The following is a 19,567-nucleotide window of genomic DNA, read 5'->3' on the forward strand; positions in this document are numbered from 1 at the left end:
CGAAGGAGTTCACGTGGCGATCCGCGTCCTGCTGGTCGACGACCAGCCGCTGCTGCGCACCGGCTTCCGGATGATCCTCGAGGCGGAGGCCGACCTCGCGGTCGTCGGCGAGGCCGGGGACGGTCTCCAGGCCCTCGACCAGGTGCGGGCGCTGCAGCCCGACGTGGTGCTGATGGACATCCGGATGCCGCGGATGGACGGCGTCGAGGCGACCCGCCAGATCACCGGCCCGGAGCGGAACGGCCCGGCGAAGGTGCTGGTGCTGACGACCTTCGATCTGGACGAGTACGTGGTGGAGGCGCTGCGGGCGGGGGCCAGCGGGTTCCTGCTGAAGGACGCGCCCGCCAATGAACTGGTGCAGGCGATCCGGGTGGTGGCGGGCGGCGAGGCGATGCTCGCGCCGAGCATCACCCGGCGGCTGCTCGACAAGTACGCCGGCCACCTCCCCTCCGGCGAGGAGCCGCTGCCCGACACCCTGCACACGCTGACCGACCGCGAGGTCGAGGTGCTGAAGCTGGTGGCGCGCGGGCTGTCGAACGCGGAGATCGCCGCGGACCTGTTCGTCAGCGAGACGACGGTCAAGACGCACGTGGGGCACGTGCTGACGAAGCTCGGGCTCCGGGACCGGGTGCAGGCCGCGGTCTACGCGTACGAGAGCGGGCTGGTGCGCCCGGGGGCGCAGTAGCGGTACCCGCCGGCTCACGGCGGAAAGCGGAACGAAAGGTGCCCTCCTCCGGAACTTCCGGAGGAGGGCACCTTTCGTGTCCGGGTCAGGGGACCTATTCCTTCGCCGCCTTGGCGATCTCCCAGAAGCGGAAGACCGTGGAGGCGTCGAGGGTCCACTGGAGGCCGGAGATGCGGTCGCTCGCCACCGCGTACTGCTTGCCCTGCCACAGCGGCAGGATCGGCAGGTCCTGGGCGACGGTGGTCTGGACCTTGGCGAAGTCGCCGACGGTCGCGGTGCGGGTGCCCTCGGCCGCGGTGGCCAGGATGCGGCTGTTGATGTCCTTGGAGTCGTAGTTGTTCGAGAGGACGTTGTTCTCACCGAAGAACGGCGCGGTGAAGTTGTCGGGGTCCGGGTAGTCGGGGATCCAGCCCTTGACGTAGACGCCGTACTGGCCGGCCTCGATGCCCTTCTCGTACTCCTCCTGCGGGACGCTCTTGACGTCCGCCTCGAAGAGGTTGCTCTTGTTGAGCTGCTTGGCGATCTCCTCCAGCTCCGGCACGGTGCCCGGGCCGTAGCGGATCGGCGTGGCCCAGAGGGTGAGCTTGACCTTGCCCTTGATGTCGCCGGCGCTGAGGGCGGCGGCGGCCTTGTCGGGCTGCGGCCGGTCGCCGTAGAGGTCGAAGAACGGCGTCTTGTGACCGGCGATGCCGGCGGGGACGATGGAGTACAGCGGCTCGGCCGTGCGCTTGTAGACGTCGCGCACGAGCGCGCTGCGGTCGACCAGATAGGCGATCGCCTTGCGGACGGCGGGCTTGCCGGCCACGGGGTCCTTGGTGTTGAAGACCAGGTGCTGGACCTCGGCACTGGTGCCCTCGACGACGTTGAGCTTCGTCTTGCCGCCGTCGGCGGCGTCCAGGTCGGCCAGGTCCTTCACGGCCAGACCGCGGTAGGCGATGTCGACGCCGCCCTTCTGGACCGCGGTCTTCAGCTCCGCCTGGTCGCCGTGGAAGAACTTCATCGTCACGCCGCGGTTCTGCACCGCGCCGGCCGAGCCCTTGTACGAGGAGTTGACCGAGAAGACGGCCTGCTTCTTGTCGAAGGAGTCCAGCTTGTAGACGCCGGAGCCGACGGCCTTGCCGTCGGTGCGCAGCCGGTCGGCGGGGTACTCCTGGTGGTCGACGATGGAGCCGGCACCGGAGGCGATCTTCTGCGGGAAGGTGGCGTCGGACCGGTTCAGGTGGAAGACGACCGTGGACCTGTCCGGGGTCTTGATGTCCTGGATCGAGGACAGCAGCGCGTCCGCCGGACCCTTCTTGTCATGGATCTTCAGCGTGCGACGGAAGGAGAAGGCGACGTCCTCGGAGGTGAGGTCGTGGCCGTTGCTGAACTTCAGACCGGACTTCAGCTTGCACTGGAAGGTCTTGCTGCTGTCGTCCTGGAACTTGCAGTTGTCGGCGGCTTCCGGCTGAGGGGTGGTGCTCCCCTTGGGGAAGCTCAGCAGCGACTGGAAGACGTTGTTGAACAGCAGCCAGGTACCCGGGTCGTAGCCGGATGCCGGGTCGGTGGTCACGACTTCGTCGGACATCCCCATGACCACCGACTCGCCGGTGCCGCCCGCCTTGCCGTCTTCCGAACCGCACCCGGTGAGCAGAGCGGCGGCGAGCCCCGCGCCGAGCGGGGCGGCGAGCCACTGTTCACGTTTCCTCACGTGCACGTTCCTCACAGTTTCCTTGATCGTCTGAAGAGATCTTCGGCAGAACCGGTCTGACGAGCCTGTTGCCTCACACGCCGCGGCCCAGCTCCCACGGCTGCATCTCGGAGGCGGAGTTGAGCGCCCACTCGGCACCGGTGACGTTGTCCCGGGCCGCCACGTACTGCTTCCCCTGCCACAGCGGCAGCACCGGCACGTCGTCGGCGACGATGTCCTGGGCCTGCTGGAAGAACTTGGCCGCGGACTCGCGCTGCGGGGTCTCGCGGGAGTCCGGGATCAGCTGGCTGGTGATCTTGGTGTTCTGGTAGGGGGAGCGGAGGAAGTTGTCCTTGCCGAAGAACGGCGCGACGAAGTTGTCCGGGTCCGGGAAGTCGGGGAACCAGCCCATGCCGTAGACGGCGTACTTGCCCTTCGCGGCCTCCGGGCGGAAGTCCGCCCACTTCACGCCCTCGATCTTGGCGTTGAACAGCTGGCTGTCGTTGAGCTGCTTCTGGAGCGTCTTGAACGCCTTGCCGGTCGCCTCACCGTAGTGGTCATCGGTGTAGGTGAGGGTCAGCGGCACCGGGGTGCTGATGTTGGCGGACCGCAGGATCGAGCGGGCCTTGTCGACGCTCGGGTCCCCGTACTTGTTGGAGAAGGAGTTCTGGTGGCTGGTGATACCGCTGGGGACGAGCGAGTACAGCGGGTCGTTGGTCCGCGCGTAGTCGTCGCGGGACAGCGCCTGGCGGTCGATCAGCTGGGCCATGGCCTGGCGCACGGCCTTGTTCTTCACCGTGGGGTCGTCGGTGTTGAAGGCGAGGAAGCTGATCTCCTGGCCCGGCGCCTCCAGCAGCTTGACGCCCTGGACCGCGGACCCGCCCAGCCGGCTGAGCTGCTCCGGCGACAGGGTGCGGTTCATGATGTCGATGTCGCCGCCCTTGAGCGCCTTCTCCATCGACTTCGAGTCGTCGTAGAACTGCATCTCGTACTTGTCGTTCTGCAGCTCCACCGAACCCTGGTAACTGGAGTTCTTGGTGAAGACGGCCTTGACGACCCGGCCGTCCTTCTCGTCCGTCTTCAGGGTGTACGGGCCGGAGCCGACGACCTTGAAGCCGGTGTTGAGCTGGTCCTTGGAATAGACCTCGTGGTCGACGATGGCGGCGGCCGGGGTGGCGAGCTTCTGCGGGAAGGTCGCGTCGGGCGTCTTCAGCGAGAAGACGACCTCCAGCGGGCTCGGCGTCTCGACCTTGTCGATGTTGCTGAGCAGACCCACCGGGCCGTTCTCGAAGTTGATCGTGCGGGCGCGCTCGATGGAGAACTTGACGTCCTCGGAGGTGAGCGCGTGCCCGTTGGAGAACTTCAGCCCGCTGCGCAGCGTGCAGCGGAACTGCTCGTTCTTGCGGTCCCCGAAGGAGCACTTCTCGGCCGCGTCACCGACCGGGTTGGAGCCGGAGCGGGGCAGGCGCAGCAGGGTCTGGAAGGTGCTGTGCAGGACGTTCCACGCGCTGATGTCGTACGCGGCGGCCGGGTCGAAGGGCGCCGGGGCGTCCGTCGTCTCCTCGAAACGGTCGGTCGTGCCGACGACGATGGCGCCGTTGCCCTTTCCGGCTCCGGAGCTCCCGCCACAGGCGACGAGCACGGGGGCCAGCAGGGCTGCCACGGTCGGCAGCACCAACGTCTTGCGGTTCATTGTGCGGGGTTCTCCCTGTGGTGCGATCGGTTCCCGGGACGATACCGACGGCGGTCGCGTCGGCCCATGGGCAGCCGTGAAGTTCTCGCGAAGAGATTAGTGCGCGGTACCGCGGTAACCGGAACGCGGGGAACTTGATGCGATATCACGCCGGGATAACGACCGGCAGTTCACCGGTTTCCGGACGCCGGAACGATTCGCGCACCTGATCATCAATCGGGACACAACGGTGCGCTTCAGCCCTGCCGGGGTACGGGAGAGTGATCGACACCCCACACAACGCCTCTTGACCCGGTGACGAAACTCACTCCGGTGAACTCCGCGGCGCCCAGGGCAATTCGGCCGCCGCATTCGTCACGGAAAACAATCACCCCGGTGCGGTGCGGGTCCGCCGGGCATTCCGGGGCACGCTCAGTGCACGCGTCAGTGCTTTCCGGTCATCAGCCCGCGGAGAAAGCGGAGATCGACTTCTTCCAGGGAACCCACGACCGTGCGGCCGGCGGCCGGCGGGATCGGGGCCACCGACGGCACCGCCACCACCCGGCAGCCGGCCGCCTCCGCGGCCGTCACGCCCGTCATGGTGTCCTCGACGACGGCGCACCGCGCGGGGTCCGCGCCGAGCCGGGCGGCGGCCAGCAGATAGGGGTCGGGGTGCGGCTTCGTCCGCTCCATCTCGTCACCGGCGAGGGTCAGCGTGAAGTTCTCCGCGCCCAGCGTGTGCAGCACCCGGTCGATGATCTCCCGGTGCGAGGCGGAGACCAGCGCGGTCGGCACGGAGTGGGCGGCGAGCTCGGCGAGCAGTCTGCGGGCGCCCGGCATCAGCGGCACCCCGCGCCCGATCATCTCGGAGAAGCGCGAGTTGAGCAGGGCGGTCAGCTCGGCCAGGGCGATCTTCGCGCCGGTGGCCTGGATGAGGAAGGAGGCGCTGCGCGCCATGGGGCCGCCGACGACGACCGCGCGGTAGTCCTCCAGGAGCTGGTGCCCGAGCTCGGCGAAGACGGCGACCTCGACCTCCCACCAGAAGCCCTCGGTGTCGACCAGGGTGCCGTCCATGTCGAGCAGGACGGCCTGCAGGGCCGACCCGGCGGCGGGACGGGTCTCGACTGCGGGGATGCTGCTGGTCATCCGGGCACACCTCCTGAGGGGACGAGAAGGCCGGCCCCGCCGCACCCCTGAGGGGCACGGCCGGACCGGCCTTCACCGGACCGACAAGTGTACGGCGGACCGCCTCCCGCGTCGCTTCGATATCCGGGGGCCACCGCACAGCGGCCGCCCCCGGCACCGGTGGCTCAGCCTTGGCCCTCGGGCCCTTCCGGGTCCTCCTCGGACGGCTGGCCTCCGTCGCCCTCCTTGGCCGGGGGCCGCTGCGGGCGCGTACGGCCGCTGGAGGTGTCGCGGAGGAAGGAGCCGTCCGTGAGGCCGGGCTCGGCCGCGAGGCCGCCCGGCTGGCCGTCACGGCGGCGCAGATAGCGCTCGAACTCGCGGGCGATCGCCTCGCCCGACGCCTCGGGGAGGTCGGCCGTGTCCCGCGCCTCCTCCAGCGACTGGACGTACTCCGCGACCTCGCTGTCCTCGGCCGCCAGCTGGTCCACGCCCAGCTGCCAGGCGCGGGCGTCCTCCGCGAGCTCGCCCAGCGGGATCCGCAGGTCGATCAGGTCCTCCAGGCGGTTCAGCAGCGCCAGGGTGGCCTTGGGGTTCGGCGGCTGGGAGACGTAGTGCGGGACGGCCGCCCACAGGCTCACCGCCGGGACGCCCGCGTGCGTGCAGGCTTCCTGGAGGATGCCGACGATGCCGGTCGGGCCCTCGTAGCGGGACTCCTCCAGATCCATGGTGCGGGCCAGGTCGGGGTCGGAGGTGACCCCGCTGACCGGCACCGGCCGGGTGTGCGGGGTGTCGCCCAGGAGCGAGCCCAGCACCACGACGAGCTCCACGCCCAGCTCGTGGGCGAAGCCCAGGATCTCGTTGCAGAACGAGCGCCAGCGCATGCTCGGCTCGATGCCCCGCACCAGGACGAGGTCGCGCGTGGGCTTGCCCTCGCCGCCGCCCGTGCGCACCACGGACAGCCGGGTGGTCGGCCAGGTGACCTTGCGGACTCCCCCGTCCAGCCAGATCGTCGGCCGGTTGACCTGGAAGTCGTAGTAGTCCTCGGCGTCGAGCGCGCCGAAGACCTCGCCCTTCCACTCCCGGTCCAGGTGCGCGACCGCACTGGACGCGGCGTCACCGGCGTCGTTCCAGCCCTCGAAGGCACAGATCATGACCGGGTCGATCAGCTCGGGAACCCCCTCAAGCTCGATCACCCAGCGCCTCCTTCCGACCGGGGCGGACGGGTCCGTACCACCGGTTGCAGTTCCGTGCAGTGTTGTTCGGGGTTGTTCGGGATCGCGCGGCGTCGTGCGGGATCGTGCCGTGTCGTCCGGCGCGGCCCCCCGCAGCGCGTTCCCTGTGGTGCGACCCCTAAGACTACGACGACCGCGCCCCCTGTTCGCAGTCCCTGTACGGGCACTTCCTCACCCCCTCGTACCCCAGTCACGCCGGTATGCACGCCAGTCGCTCTCGGTGGCCGCGAAGTCGACGTAGAGCGCCAGACCGAACCGCTGCCGGTCCCTGTCCTCGCGGGTCAGGCCGAGCCGGGCGCCGCGCACGGCGGCCGCGGCCGTCTCCGCGTGGCCGTGGTGGCCCATGGCGTCGGTGTGGAAGAAGGGCAGGCCCATCAGAAGATCGCCCCCTTTTTCCTACAGTGACGCGATCCCGTACCGGTCAGTTGCGCCCCGGACAGCGCTGAGGGGAGGGACGGCCGATGGCGTCCCTCCCCTCAGCGGGCGGTGGGGTCTTAGCCCTTGTCGCCCAGCATGCCCTTGACGCGCGCCCGGACGTCCTCGGTGTCGAGGCCGCGGATCGTCAGCGTCGTGCGGCGGCGCAGGACGTCGTCCACCGTCTCGGCCCACTCGTGGTCACGGGCGTAGACGACCTGGGCCCAGATCTCGGGGCCGTCGGGGTGGATGCGCTCGCCGAGCTCCGGGTTCTCGTTGACCAGGCGCGCGATGTCGAAGGACAGCGAGCCGTAGTGCGAGGCCAGGTGGCGGGCGGTCAGCGGGTCCATGCGGGCGCCGGGATCGCGGTCCACCAGCAGTCGGTGGGCGACCGCGTTGGGGTTGGCGACACCGGGCAGCGGGGTCCGGCGGACGAGGTTGGAGACGGGCTCCATGTCCTCGGTCAGCGGGCTGCCGGGCAGCTTGGCGAGCTTGGCCATGACCGTACGGCCGATGTGGCGGTAGGTGGTCCACTTGCCGCCGGCGACGGAGAGCATGCCGCCCTTGCCCTCGCTGACGACGGTCTCGCGCTTGGCCTTGGCCACGTCACCGGGGCCGCCGGGCAGCACGCGCAGGCCCGCGAAGGCGTACGTCATCTGGTCGCGGTCGAGGTCCGCGTCCTGGATGGAGAACGCCGCCTCGTCCAGGATCTGCTGGATGTCGGCCTCGGTGGCGCGCACGTCCGCCGGGTCGCCCTCGTACTGGGTGTCGGTGGTGCCCAGCAGGAGCTGGTCCTCCCACGGCAGGGCGAAGGTGATGCGGTACTTGTCGATCGGGGTGGCCATGGCGGCCTTCCAGGGCGACTTGCGCTTCATCACGATGTGCGCGCCCTTGGAGAGGCGGATCGACGGGTCCGCGCCCTTGTCCTCCATCTTGCGGAGGTGGTCGACCCAGGGGCCGGTGGCGTTGAGCACGACGCGCGCGTCGACACCGAACTCGGTGCCGTCCTGGCGGTCTTTGAGCTCGGCGCCCGTGACCTTGCCGTGGGTGAAGCGGAGGCCGGTGACCTCGGCGTGGTTGAGGACCACGGCACCGGACTCGACGGCGGCGCGGACCGTCATGACGGCGACGCGCGAGTCGTTCATCTGGTGGTCGTAGTAGACCGCCACGGCCTTGAGGTTGTCCGTGCGCAGACCGGGGTTGTCGGCCTTGGCCTTGGCCGGGGAGATCACCTTGCCGACGCCGTCGCCGAAGGCGGACAGCGCGGAGTAGGCGAAGACACCGGCGCCGAGCTTGGCGGCGCCGACCGGGCCGCCCTTGTAGACCGGCAGGTAGAAGGTCAGCGGGTTGACCAGGTGCGGGGCCACGTCCTTGGCCAGCACCCGGCGCTCGTGGTGGTTCTCCGCGACCAGCTTGACCGCGCCGGTCTGCAGGTAGCGCAGACCGCCGTGGACGAGCTTGGAGGAAGCGGAGGAGGTGGCGCCGGCGAAGTCGCCGGCGTCCACCATGGCGACCCGCAGTCCGGCCTGCGCTGCGTGCCAGGCCACCGAAGTGCCCAGGATGCCGCCGCCGATCACCAGGAGGTCGTACGTCGCGTTGGACAGCCGTTCCCGGGTCTCAGCGCGGCCCGGGTTGGCACCGGAGGCCGGGTGCGTTCCCAGGGTCGGAACGCTCTGCGGGGTTGTCATGATTACTCCTCGTCCTCGATCCAGCCCATGGTCCGCTCGACGGCCTTGAGCCAGCTCTTGTACTCGCGGTCACGCGTGTCCGCGTCCATGCGGGGGGTCCACTCGGCGGCCCGGCGCCAGTTGGCACGCAGGGCGTCGGTGTCCGGCCAGAAGCCGACGGCCAGGCCGGCGGCGTAGGCGGCGCCGAGGCAGGTGGTCTCGGCGACCATCGGGCGCACCACAGGGGCGTCCAGGAAGTCCGAGAGCGTCTGCATCAGCAAGTTGTTGGAGGTCATGCCGCCGTCGACCTTGAGCGCGGCCAGGTCGACGCCGGAGTCCTTCGTCATGGCGTCGGTGATCTCGCGGGTCTGCCAGGCGGTGGCCTCGAGCACGGCGCGGGCGATGTGCGCCTTGGTGACGTAGCGGGTCAGGCCCGCGATGACACCGCGCGCGTCGGAGCGCCAGTAAGGGGCGAACAGGCCGGAGAAGGCCGGCACGAAGTAGGCGCCGCCGTTGTCCTCGACGGAGCTGGCGAGCGTCTCGATCTCGGCCGCGCTCTTGATGAGGCCCATCTGGTCGCGCATCCACTGCACGAGGGAGCCGGTGACGGCGATGGAGCCCTCGAGGGCGTAGACCGGCTTCTCGTTCCCGATGCGGTAGCCGACGGTGGTCAGCAGGCCGTTGTAGGACTGGACGGGCTCGTCACCGGTGTTCATCAGCATGAACGTGCCGGTGCCGTACGTCGACTTGGCCTCGCCCTGCTCGAAGCAGGTCTGGCCGAAGAGGGCGGCCTGCTGGTCGCCGAGGGCGGAGGCGACGGGGACGCCGGCGAGGGCGCCGTCCTTGGCCTCGCCGTAGACCTCGGCGGAGGAGCGGATCTCCGGCAGCACGGAGGCCGGGATCTCCATGGAGGCGAGGATGCGCTCGTCCCACTCCAGCTTGCGCAGGTTCATCAGCATGGTGCGCGAGGCGTTGGTGACGTCCGTGACGTGGACACCGCCGTCGACACCGCCGGTCAGGTTCCAGATGACCCAGGAGTCCATGGTGCCGAAGAGGATGTCGCCGGCCTCGGCGCGCTCGCGCAGGCCCTCGACGTTGTCCAGCAGCCAGCGGACCTTGGGGCCGGAGAAGTAGGAGGCCAGCGGGAGGCCGGTCTCGCGGCGGAAGCGGTCCTGGCCGACGTTGCGGCCGAGCTCCTTGCAGAGGCCGTCGGTGCGGGTGTCCTGCCAGACGATGGCGTTGTGGACGGGCTCGCCGGTGTTCTTGTCCCACATCAGCGTGGTCTCACGCTGGTTGGTGATGCCGATCGCCTTGACGTCGGCGGCGGTGATGCCCGCCTTCTCGACGGCGCCGGCCACGACCTGCTGGACGTTGGCCCAGATCTCGGTGGCGTCGTGCTCGACCCAGCCCGGCTTCGGGAAGATCTGCTCGTGCTCCTTCTGCTCGACGGAGACGATGCGTCCGTCGCGGTCGAAGACGATGCAGCGGGAAGAGGTGGTGCCCTGGTCGATCGCAGCGATGAACGGGCCCTGGCCGTGGGTGCCGGTGGTGGTCATGTCTGGTGTGCTCCTGGAAGTCTGAAGGTCTCGGCGGGTGCTCAGAACGCGAGCTTGTGGATGCCCGCGGCCAGCGCGGCACCTACGATCGGGCCGACCACCGGGATCCAGGCGTAGCTCCAGTCGGAGCCGCCCTTGTTCGGCAGCGGCAGCAACGCGTGCACGATACGCGGGCCGAGGTCACGGGCGGGGTTGATCGCGTAGCCCGTCGGGCCGCCGAGCGAGAGGCCGATACCCACGACGACGAGGGCGGTCATCAGCACGCCCGTGCCGCTGACGGCCAGGCCCTTGGTGAGGCCCTGGGTGAGGATCGCGAGCACGAGCACCGCGGTGGCGATTATCTCCGTGGCGAGGTTCTGCACGACGTTGCGGACCTCGGGTCCGGTGGAGAAGATGCCGAGCACCGGGCCGGCCTTGGGGGCCGAGGTCTGGTCGACCATGCCCTCGTGGGTGTTCAGGCTGCCGACGATCTCCGGGTCGGTGAGGTGGGCCCGGAACTGGCCGTAGTACGTGACCCACACCAGGGTGGCGCCGATCATCGCGCCGAGCATCTGGGAGCCGATGTAGAGCGGCACGTCGCTCCACTTGGTGGCGCCGTCGATCGCGAGGCCGATCGTCACGGCGGGGTTGAGGTGCGCGCCGGACGGGTTGGCGATGTACGCCCCCGTCAGCACGGCGAAGCCCCAGCCGAACGTGATGGCGAGCCACCCCGCGTTGAGCGCCTTGGAGCGCTTCAGGGTGACGGCGGCGCACACGCCACCGCCCAGCAAGATGAGCACGGCGGTACCGATGGTCTCGCCGGCGAAGATGTCGGAGCTGGACACCCGCGACTCCTTTGTCCTTGGTCCAGGGGAAAGGCGAACCCCGGGTCCCTCCGGTGGTCCGCGCCCTCCGAGAGGGCGGTGATCGGTCCCGCGGCATTGCCCACCATAGCGAATATTGTCGTTAGGTGTTCGACAATGCCGACCGATGAACGGCAGTTTTCTGCACGGTCAAGGGCCCGTCAAGGGTTTCGTGACCGAAAAGTCCGGACCGACGGGCCGAAAACCATCGATCGATACCCGTCGGTAACCTAACCGCGACCTAAGCCGCCGATCCCCCCTGGGTCCGCCCCCTCCCTCGGCGTCAGAAGCGCCCCGCGCCCAGGTCCCGCGAGACGGCCCGCGCGCAGTCCCGTACGGCCGCGACCAGTTGCGCCCTCAGCTCGCCGTCCTCGCAGACCCGCTCCACGGCACCGGTGATGCCCACCGCGCCCACCGGCATCCGCCGCCGGTCGTGGATGGGGGCCGCGACCGACGCCACACCCGCCCAGGTCTCCTCGACGTCCGAGGCCCACCCGCGGGCCCGGGTGAGGTCGAGCACATTCTCGAAATCGGCCGCCCCGGTCACGGTCCGCGGGGTGAACGCCTCACGCTCGGACTCCGTGACCTCACTGTGCGCCACCGGGTCGTAGGCGGAGAGGACCTTGCCGAGCGCGGTGCTGTGCAGCGGCTGCATCGCGCCGACCTCCAGCACCTGCCTGCTGTCGTCGGGCCGGAAGACGTGATGGATGATCAGCACGCCCTGCTGGTGGAGCACGCCCAGATAGACGCTCTCGCCGCTGGAGCGCGCCAGGTCGTCCGCCCAGACCAGCGCCCGGGCCCGCAACTCGTGCACGTCCAGATAGCTGTTCCCCAGCCGGAGCAGCTCCGCGCCGAGCTGATAGCGCCCCGACGCGGGGTCCTGCTCGACGAAGCCCTCCTGCTGGAGGGTCCGCAGAATGCCGTGCGCGGTCCCCTTCGCGAGCCCCAGCGCGGAGGCCACGTCCGACAGCCCCAGCCGTCGCTCGCCCCCCGCGAGCAGCCGTAGCATCGCCGCCGCCCGTTCGAGCGACTGGATGGTCCGTGCCATCGCCCAACCTCCTCCAATGCCGTTCGGCAATGCTGAACACTATCGGCCCATGCCGACCAAGAGATAGCTGGCAACGACTCTTCGGATGATCTTCGGAGGGCAAGCGTGCCTGGTCAGGCCGTGGAGATCCCCGTATCAAGCGGTGGGACACCCCTCCCAACGGCGGAGGCGGCAGCTACGCTGACGACGTGCGCCTTCTGCCGGAAGGCGTAAAGCCGACAGCCGTCGCAACCCCGGGAGCACTTCCATGGCCTCGTTCACGCCATCGACCGCAAGCACCGCCCGAGCCTCCGAACTGCGGGAGGCCCTCGCCTCCCGGGTCGTGGTGGCCGACGGGGCCATGGGCACGATGCTCCAGGCGCAGGACCCCAGTCTGGACGACTTCCAGCAGCTCGAAGGCTGCAACGAGATCCTCAACGTCACCCGTCCGGACATCGTGCGCTCGGTGCACGAGGAGTATTTCTCCGTCGGCGTCGACTGCGTGGAGACCAACACCTTCGGCGCGAACCTCGCGGCCCTCGGTGAATACGAGGTCGCCGACCGCATCCTCGAACTCTCCGAGGCGGGCGCACGCATCGCCCGCGAGGTCGCCGACGACTTCACCGGCCGCGACGGCCGCACCCGCTGGGTGCTCGGCTCGGTCGGGCCCGGCACCAAGCTGCCGACCCTGGGCCACGCCCCGTACGGCAAGCTCCGCGACGCCTACCAGCAGAACGTCGAGGGCCTCGTCGCCGGCGGCGCCGACGCGATCCTGGTCGAGACCACCCAGGACCTCCTCCAGACCAAGGCGTCCGTCGTCGGCGCCCGGCGCGCCCTGGAGACCGCCGGCGCCGACCTGCCGCTGCTGGTCCAGGTCACCGTCGAGACCACCGGCACCATGCTCCTCGGCTCCGAGATCGGCGCCGCGCTCACCGCCCTGGAGCCGCTGGGCATCGACATGATCGGGCTGAACTGCGCCACCGGCCCGGCCGAGATGAGCGAGCACCTGCGCTATCTGTCCCGGCACGCCCGCACCCGCGTCTCCGCGATGCCCAACGCCGGCCTGCCGGTCCTGGGCAAGGACGGCGCGCACTACCCCCTGACCCCCGCCGAACTGGCCGACGCGCACGAGACGTTCGTCCGGGAGTACGGTCTTTCGCTCATCGGCGGCTGCTGCGGCACGACGCCCGAGCACCTGCGGCAGGTCGTCGAGCGCGTCCGCGGCATGCGGCCCACCGAGCGCGCGCCCCGCCCCGAGCCCGGCGCCGCCTCGCTCTACCAGACCGTGCCCTTCCGGCAGGACACCTCCTACCTCGCGATCGGCGAGCGGACCAACGCCAACGGCTCGAAGAAGTTCCGCGAGGCCATGCTGGCGGCCCGCTGGGACGACTGCGTGGAGATGGCCCGCGACCAGATCCGCGAGGGCGCGCACATGCTCGACCTGTGCGTCGACTACGTCGGCCGCGACGGCGTCGCCGACATGGAGGAGCTCGCGGGCCGCTTCGCCACCGCCTCCACCCTCCCGATCGTGCTCGACTCCACCGAGGTCGACGTGCTGCGCGCCGGCCTGGAGAAGCTCGGCGGGCGCGCCGTCATCAACTCCGTCAACTACGAGGACGGCGACGGCCCCGAGTCCCGCTTCGCGAAGGTGACGGCCCTGGCCGCCGAGCACGGCGCGGCGCTCATCGCGCTGACCATCGACGAGGACGGCCAGGCCCGTACGGTCGAGAACAAGGTGGCCATCGCCGAGCGCATCATCGCGGACCTGACCGGCAACTGGGGCATCCGCGAGTGCGACATCCTCATCGACACCCTGACCTTCACCATCTGCACCGGTCAGGAGGAGTCCCGCAAGGACGGCATCGCCACCATCGAGGCCATCCGCGAGCTGAAGCGCCGCCACCCGGAGGTGCAGACCACCCTGGGCCTCTCCAACATCTCCTTCGGCCTCAACCCGGCCGCCCGCGTCGTGCTGAACTCCGTCTTCCTCGACGAGTGCGTCAAGGCCGGTCTCGACTCGGCGATCGTGCACGCGAGCAAGATCCTGCCGATCGCGCGCCTGGAGGAGGAGCAGGTCAAGGTCGCCCTCGACCTCATCCATGACCGGCGCGCCGAGGGCTACGACCCCTTGCAGAAGCTCATGGAGCTCTTCGAGGGCGTCAACATGAAGTCCATGAAGGCGGGCAAGGCCGAGGAGCTCCTCGCGCTGCCCCTGGACGAGCGGCTCCAGCGCCGCATCATCGACGGCGAGAAGAACGGCCTGGAGACCGACCTGGACGAGGCGCTGCGCGACCGTCCCGCCCTCGACATCGTCAACGACACCCTGCTCGAAGGCATGAAGGTGGTCGGCGAGCTCTTCGGCTCCGGCCAGATGCAGCTGCCGTTCGTCCTCCAGTCGGCCGAGGTCATGAAGACGGCCGTCGCCCATCTCGAACCGCACATGGAGAAGTCCGACGCGGAGGGCAAGGGCACGATCGTGCTGGCCACCGTCCGCGGCGACGTCCACGACATCGGCAAGAACCTCGTCGACATCATCCTCTCCAACAACGGCTACAACGTCGTCAACCTCGGCATCAAGCAGCCCGTCTCCGCGATCCTGGAGGCCGCCGAGGAGCACCGGGCCGATGTGATCGGCATGTCCGGGCTCCTGGTGAAGTCCACCGTGATCATGAAGGAGAACCTGGAGGAGCTGAACCAGCGCAAGCTGGCGGCCGACTACCCGGTAATCCTCGGCGGCGCGGCCCTCACCCGCGCGTACGTCGAGCAGGACCTGCACGAGATCTACGAGGGCGAGGTCCGCTACGCCCGTGACGCCTTCGAGGGCCTGCGGCTGATGGACGCGCTGATCGCGGTCAAGCGGGGGGTGCCGGGGGCGGTGCTGCCGGAGCTCAAGCAGCGGCGGGTGCCCAAGCGGGAGGCCGCGGCGGCCGTCGTCGAGGAGCCGGAGGGCGCCGTGCGGTCGGACGTGGCCGTGGACAACCGCGTCCCCGAACCGCCCTTCTGGGGCACCCGCGTCATCAAGGGCATCGGTCTGAAGGACTACGCCTCCTGGCTCGACGAGGGCGCGCTCTTCAAGGGCCAGTGGGGGCTCAAGCAGGCCCGCGCGGGCGGCCCGACCTACGAGGAGCTCGTCGAGACCGAGGGCCGGCCGCGGCTGCGCGGCTGGCTGGAGAAGCTCCACACGGAGAACCTCCTCGAAGCGGCCGTCGTCTACGGCTACTTCCCCTGCGTGTCCAAGGGCGACGACCTGATCCTGCTCCACGAGGACGGCACCGAGCGCACCCGCTTCACCTTCCCGCGCCAGCGGCGCGGGCGCCGGCTGTGCCTCGCGGACTTCTTCCGCCCGGAGGAATCGGGCGAGACCGACGTCGTGGGCCTCCAGGTCGTCACCGTCGGCTCCCGCATCGGCGAGGCCACGGCGGAGCTCTTCGCCGCCGACGCCTACCGCGACTACCTCGAACTGCACGGCCTGTCCGTCCAGTTGGCCGAGGCACTCGCCGAATACTGGCACGCCCGCGTCCGCTCCGAGCTCGGCTTCGCCGGCGAGGACCCGGCCGACGTCGAGGACATGTTCGCCCTCAAGTACCGCGGTGCCCGCTTCTCCCTGGGCTACGGCGCCTGCCCCGACCTGGAGGACCGCGGCAAGATCGCCACCCTCCTGGAGCCGGAGCGCATCGGCGTCCACCTCTCGGAGGAGTTCCAGCTGCACCCGGAGCAGTCGACGGACGCGATCGTGATCCACCACCCGGAGGCGAAGTACTTCAACGCGCGGTAGCCGTCGGCACTGCGAGGTCGGGCCGGGGGTCCGGGGGTTGCCCCCGGGCCCCCGGCCGTCAGGTCCGGCCGACGCCGTCGAAGAGTCAGCTGGCGGCCCCCACCAGCCCCCCGTTCACGAAGATCGTCTGTGCGGTGATCCATCTGGCCTCGGGTGAGGCCAGGAACCGACGACGGGTACGACGTCGCGCGGATCGCCGATGTCCCCGTTGACGCTCATGCTCTTGAGCCAGGCGATGTTCTCGTCGGTCTCGGCCGGATAGAAGAAGCTGGTCTTCAGCGGCCCGGGGGCGACGCAGTTGACCGTGATGCCCCGTCCGCCGATCTCCTTGGCGAGCGACTTGGTGTAGTGCTCCACCGGGCTCTTGCTGCCCGCGTATCCACCGTAGGTGGGAGCCGTGACGGCGACGATCGTCGTGATGAGGTTGAGGACGCGGCCGTTGTCCGCCATCTTCGTCGCGGCTTCCCGCATCAGGAAGAACGGGATCTTCGCGTTGACCGCGAACATCCGGTCCCATTCCTCCTCGGTGAATTCCGCGATGGGTTTGCGGACGATCATTCCCGCGGTGTTGACCAGGATGTCCCACTGGCCGAACTCCGCGAGCGTCGCGTCGACGAGCCCGGTCACCTCGTCGACCCGGGTCAGGTCCGCCTGCCGGGTCAGGGCCCGCACGCCCAGGCCGCCCAGCTCCTTCGCGACCTCGTCGGCCTGGTCGCGCTTGCCGTCGCTGTTGTAGTGCACCATCACATGAGCGCCGTCCTGTGCCAGCGCGGTGGCGAACCCTTTGCCCAGGTTCGCCGAACCGCCGGTCACGATCGCGACTTTCCCGTCCAGGACACCGGCCACGGGGCTCACCTCTCACGCTCGCGGATGCACCATCCGGCAGGACCCCCAGACCAGTCTCAACCCCGAACGGGCGATACGCGCCATTTCGCCCGCCTCATGAGACGCCGCTCAGCCCTCGCGCAGCGCCCCCTTGAGCGCCACATCACGGAGGGAGCAGAAGACCTGCTCCGGGGCGCCGTAATAGCGCCACGGCGCAGCCTCCACATGGCCGTCCACCTGACGGAACTGGTCCAGGGCCGCCTGGAACCGGCCTGCCCTGGTAAGGAAGTACGCCAGCAGGTGCCGGACTTCCGCGATCCTCGGGTGGTCCGGGCGGGCCGCCGCGAGATCGGCCAGCACGGCATCGACCAGCCCTGTCACCTCCGGCCAGCCGTATGCCTCGCTCGGTGCCTTGTCGTCGTGGTGCTCGTACCAGCTGAGCAGCGGGAACACCGTGAGCAGGCTGCCGCGTGGGGCCGTCGCCGCGGCCTGCGCCGCGAAGTCCCGCGCGAGTTCCTCGGAGCCCTGCCACTTCGCGCACCAGTACTGCAGTGCCCGCCAGTGCGCCTCGAAGTGGTGCGGGGCGCGGGCGGTGACCTCGGCCCACAGCTCGCGCAGCGCCTCGTGCGGGGCGCCGAGGCCCATGTACAGCGGGATCTGGAGGAGGTACGGGGCGGGGTCGCCGGGCAGGGCCAGGGACACCGCCCTGGCGAAGTCCTCCCGGGCCTCCCCCAGCACCCGGTGGAAGCCGCCGAACTGCTCCGCCGTGGTGTCGGCGGCCCAGGCCGCGCCACGGATCTGCCAGGCCAGCGTGACCTTGGCGGAGGCGCGGACCACGGCCGCGCCCGGGTCGTCGGGGCGCTCGGCCTGCCAGGCCCGCAGCCAGGTGTCGTCCGTGGCCGCCTCTCCCGAGATGATGCCGACGAGGTAGGAGCGGCGCTCCCAGTCCGTGCCCGCGGCGTCGAGCGCCTGCGCCGCGCGCTGCCACTCGCCCCGGGCGAGAGCCGCCGACACCGCCTCGGCCTCCCGGTCGGGGAAGGCCCGCTTCGTGTTCTGCCGCTCGGGCGGCAGCAGGTCCGCACCGGCCACGGCCGCCTCGGCGGTGAGCTTCGCCGCCCGCCTCCTGGACCGCAGCCAGTAGAAGAGCACGAGCGCGAGGACGACGATGGGGAGGATTCTCATGGGTGTGGTTCCGCGATCCGATCGATGGGGGTCTGTGGGGTCAGTGGGTGGCGAGCGTGCGGAGCGGTGCCGTGTCCGGGACGTCCGCGACCGCTGCCCGCACCGCCACCGTCACCGCCTCCGCGATGTCCTCCGGGTCCGGGGCCGAGGCTCCCGGCAGCCGCAGCCGGGAGGTCGCCGACCAGGACAGCTCCCAGTACGCGCCGCCCTTCTCCACGAGGGCCAGCTCCGTCAGCCGGGTCACGCCTGCGGCGAGCGCCGGTCTCAGGAACTCGCGCGCCGCCCGGCCCGTCGCCCGTGCGGCCTCCGGCGACTTGGGCAGGTGGCCGGCGATCAGCCACAGCCGTTCCGCGTCGGCGGCGTCGAGCAGGGCCGAGAGATCCCCGGCGGCACTGCCCGTGGCCACTCCCGCCTCCGCCAGCGCCGTCCGAAGCGGCTCCGCGGCCTCCTCCGTCAGCGCGTACATCGCCCGGTGCGTCAGCTCCGGCCAGTCCACCCGCTCCAGGGCCAGCGCCTCCGGCGTGAGGACGGCGCCCTCCAGTTCCACCAGCACCCTTTCGACGTCGCGCAGCAGCGTCAGCGCGGGCCGCGCCGGGTCCGTCGCCGCGGCGTCGTCGGGCAGCGCCTCGATCATCCGTACGCGCTCGGCCACCGGCGGGTGCGAGTCGTACGGGGACACCTCGGCGGACGGCAGTTCGCCACGCAGCTCCGCCAGGGCGGTCCGCCGGTGCGGGTCGGCGAGCAGGTGCCGCAGGCCGCCGCAGACCTCGCCGCGCGGCGGGAGGAGGCCCGCCTGGACGCCCGACGTGGCATACCGGTCCATGTAGTGGTCGTGGGCGGCGTCGAGGACCGCGATCTCGCGCAGCGCCGACGCCGTGGCGTCCCGGCCCGCGACACGGGCCGCCACCCTGTCGGCGGCGAGTTCCTGCTGCCGGCCCACGCTCTGTGTCGCCCGCAGGTAGCACCGGGCGTACGCCTGGAACGGCTTGGCCATCATCCGGTAGCTGATCCCGGCACCGCGGGTGTTGATCTCCTTCGCCTTCTTGCCCTTGCGCACCGCCTTGTCGGCTGCCCGCTGCTGCTTGGACCGTTCCTTCCCGATCCGCTTCTGTTCCTGCTCCTGGAAGGCCGCCACGGTCCGCAGCACGCTGTCACGGCCGCGCAGGGTGATCCCCGCGAGGCGGGTGTCCGCGTTGCCGTAGTGGGCGAGTTCGTGAGCGATCACGGAACGCAGCTGCTGCTCGGTCAGGCCGATCAGGAGCGGCATTCCGATGTGGAGGCGGCGCCGGCCGGGCAGCAGCCCCAGCAGCCGGGCGTCCTCGGAGACCGCGGCGTTCACGTCGCCGGTGAGGAGGATCTCGTCGGGCGGGCGGGTGCCGGACCGCTCGGCCAGCGAGCGGACGGTGCGCCACAGTTCGGGCTGCTCGGCCTCGGTGACCGGCGATCCGGCCTTCTCGTCCCCGTCGGTCCTGCCGAACGCGAACACGCCCCGGAGGACCGGGAAGCCCAACAGGGCGGAGAAGACGGTCACCTTGACCGCGGCCAGGCCCGGCGCCCGGGTCCAGGCCACGACGTCGACCGTGACGAACAGGCCGACGACGATGAAGGCCAGCAGATAGAAACCGGCCAGCAGGACAAGTGCGCGCAGGGCACGCGGAGATGCGCCCACAGGGCAGAGTCCCCCCACATATGAAGAATTCGAGTAAGGGGATCATAAGTGCGATTCGCGTGCTGTCCGGGCTATTTTCGCCAGACGCCGAATTCCGGCCGGTTTTCCGCAAATTTTTGGACACGTGCCCCTGACCCCGGCCGCTCACCCCGGACGCCGGCGAGAGTCCAGGCACGCGCGCGGAGAATCCATGGCCTTGCCGCGTCAGCCGCGCTAAGCACGCGTGC

Annotated in this window: 13 protein-coding genes and 1 pseudogene; 2 read left to right on the plus strand and 12 right to left on the minus strand. The window is 70.2% G+C overall.

Annotated features, from left to right (window positions below; translation table 11 throughout):
• Window positions 1–13: 13 nt before the first annotated feature.
• A complete protein-coding gene (locus AB0435_RS11015; RefSeq protein ID WP_301888638.1) occupies window positions 14–685 on the plus strand; it encodes a response regulator transcription factor in 672 nt (223 codons plus the stop codon).
• Window positions 686–779: 94 nt separating this feature from the next.
• Here AB0435_RS11015 and AB0435_RS11020 read toward each other — a convergent pair whose 3' ends face one another.
• From AB0435_RS11020 to AB0435_RS11060, 9 genes and pseudogenes are all read right to left on the minus strand, one after another.
• Complete coding sequence (locus AB0435_RS11020; protein ID WP_366426730.1) at window positions 780–2,375, minus strand: ABC transporter substrate-binding protein; 1,596 nt, start codon at window positions 2,373–2,375, stop codon at window positions 780–782.
• Between the two features lie 73 nt (window positions 2,376–2,448).
• Complete coding sequence (locus AB0435_RS11025) at window positions 2,449–4,047, minus strand: ABC transporter substrate-binding protein (RefSeq protein ID WP_366003100.1); 1,599 nt, start codon at window positions 4,045–4,047, stop codon at window positions 2,449–2,451.
• Window positions 4,048–4,470: 423 nt separating this feature from the next.
• Complete coding sequence (locus tag AB0435_RS11030; RefSeq protein ID WP_366003098.1) at window positions 4,471–5,172, minus strand: HAD family phosphatase; 702 nt, start codon at window positions 5,170–5,172, stop codon at window positions 4,471–4,473.
• Between the two features lie 164 nt (window positions 5,173–5,336).
• The gene (locus AB0435_RS11035) at window positions 5,337–6,344 is read right to left on the minus strand and encodes a PAC2 family protein (protein WP_366426731.1); all 1,008 of its coding nucleotides are present in this window, start codon (window positions 6,342–6,344) and stop codon (window positions 5,337–5,339) included.
• Between the two features lie 210 nt (window positions 6,345–6,554).
• Window positions 6,555–6,767, minus strand: a pseudogene (locus AB0435_RS11040) (hypothetical protein); the annotation flags it as partial.
• A gap of 110 nt (window positions 6,768–6,877) precedes the next feature.
• Window positions 6,878–8,485: a glycerol-3-phosphate dehydrogenase/oxidase gene (locus AB0435_RS11045; protein WP_366003095.1), complete on the minus strand. Its 1,608-nt coding sequence runs from the start codon at window positions 8,483–8,485 to the stop codon at window positions 6,878–6,880.
• 2 nt (window positions 8,486–8,487) lie between these two features.
• On the minus strand, window positions 8,488–10,020 hold the full coding sequence (gene glpK, locus AB0435_RS11050) for a glycerol kinase GlpK (RefSeq protein ID WP_366003094.1): 1,533 nt from the start codon (window positions 10,018–10,020) through the stop codon (window positions 8,488–8,490).
• A 41-nt stretch (window positions 10,021–10,061) separates the two neighbouring features.
• Window positions 10,062–10,844: an MIP/aquaporin family protein gene (locus AB0435_RS11055; protein WP_366003093.1), complete on the minus strand. Its 783-nt coding sequence runs from the start codon at window positions 10,842–10,844 to the stop codon at window positions 10,062–10,064.
• 301 nt (window positions 10,845–11,145) lie between these two features.
• A complete protein-coding gene (locus AB0435_RS11060; RefSeq protein ID WP_366003092.1) occupies window positions 11,146–11,910 on the minus strand; it encodes an IclR family transcriptional regulator in 765 nt (254 codons plus the stop codon).
• Window positions 11,911–12,157: 247 nt separating this feature from the next.
• Between AB0435_RS11060 and metH the strand changes: the two genes are divergently transcribed.
• Window positions 12,158–15,664, plus strand: a complete 3,507-nt coding sequence (metH, locus tag AB0435_RS11065) for a methionine synthase (RefSeq protein ID WP_366003091.1) — start codon at window positions 12,158–12,160, stop codon at window positions 15,662–15,664.
• Window positions 15,665–15,778: 114 nt separating this feature from the next.
• Here the strand turns inward: metH and AB0435_RS11070 are convergent, their stop codons facing one another.
• The 3 genes from AB0435_RS11070 to AB0435_RS11080 form a co-directional block, all read right to left on the minus strand.
• On the minus strand, window positions 15,779–16,510 hold the full coding sequence (locus AB0435_RS11070; RefSeq protein WP_366426732.1) for an SDR family NAD(P)-dependent oxidoreductase: 732 nt from the start codon (window positions 16,508–16,510) through the stop codon (window positions 15,779–15,781).
• A 108-nt stretch (window positions 16,511–16,618) separates the two neighbouring features.
• Window positions 16,619–17,671, minus strand: a complete 1,053-nt coding sequence (locus AB0435_RS11075; RefSeq protein WP_366003089.1) for a hypothetical protein — start codon at window positions 17,669–17,671, stop codon at window positions 16,619–16,621.
• 40 nt (window positions 17,672–17,711) lie between these two features.
• Entirely contained in the window at window positions 17,712–19,340 is a 1,629-nt protein-coding gene (locus AB0435_RS11080; protein WP_366426733.1) for a M48 family metallopeptidase, read from the minus strand.
• Window positions 19,341–19,567 lie beyond the last annotated feature (227 nt).

Origin of the sequence: Streptomyces sp. NPDC051173 (assembly GCF_040689515.1) — a bacterium.
GTDB lineage: Bacteria > Actinomycetota > Actinomycetes > Streptomycetales > Streptomycetaceae > Streptomyces.

Coding starts and splice junctions, on each gene's coding strand:
- AB0435_RS11060 (WP_366003092.1), bottom strand. CDS start 11,910: ATGGCACGGACCATCCAGTCGCTCGAACGGGCGGCGGCGATGCTACGG.
- metH (WP_366003091.1), top strand. CDS start 12,158: ATGGCCTCGTTCACGCCATCGACCGCAAGCACCGCCCGAGCCTCCGAA.
- AB0435_RS11075 (WP_366003089.1), bottom strand. CDS start 17,671: ATGAGAATCCTCCCCATCGTCGTCCTCGCGCTCGTGCTCTTCTACTGG.
- AB0435_RS11025 (WP_366003100.1), bottom strand. CDS start 4,047: ATGAACCGCAAGACGTTGGTGCTGCCGACCGTGGCAGCCCTGCTGGCC.
- glpK (WP_366003094.1), bottom strand. CDS start 10,020: ATGACCACCACCGGCACCCACGGCCAGGGCCCGTTCATCGCTGCGATC.
- AB0435_RS11030 (WP_366003098.1), bottom strand. CDS start 5,172: ATGACCAGCAGCATCCCCGCAGTCGAGACCCGTCCCGCCGCCGGGTCG.
- AB0435_RS11045 (WP_366003095.1), bottom strand. CDS start 8,485: ATGACAACCCCGCAGAGCGTTCCGACCCTGGGAACGCACCCGGCCTCC.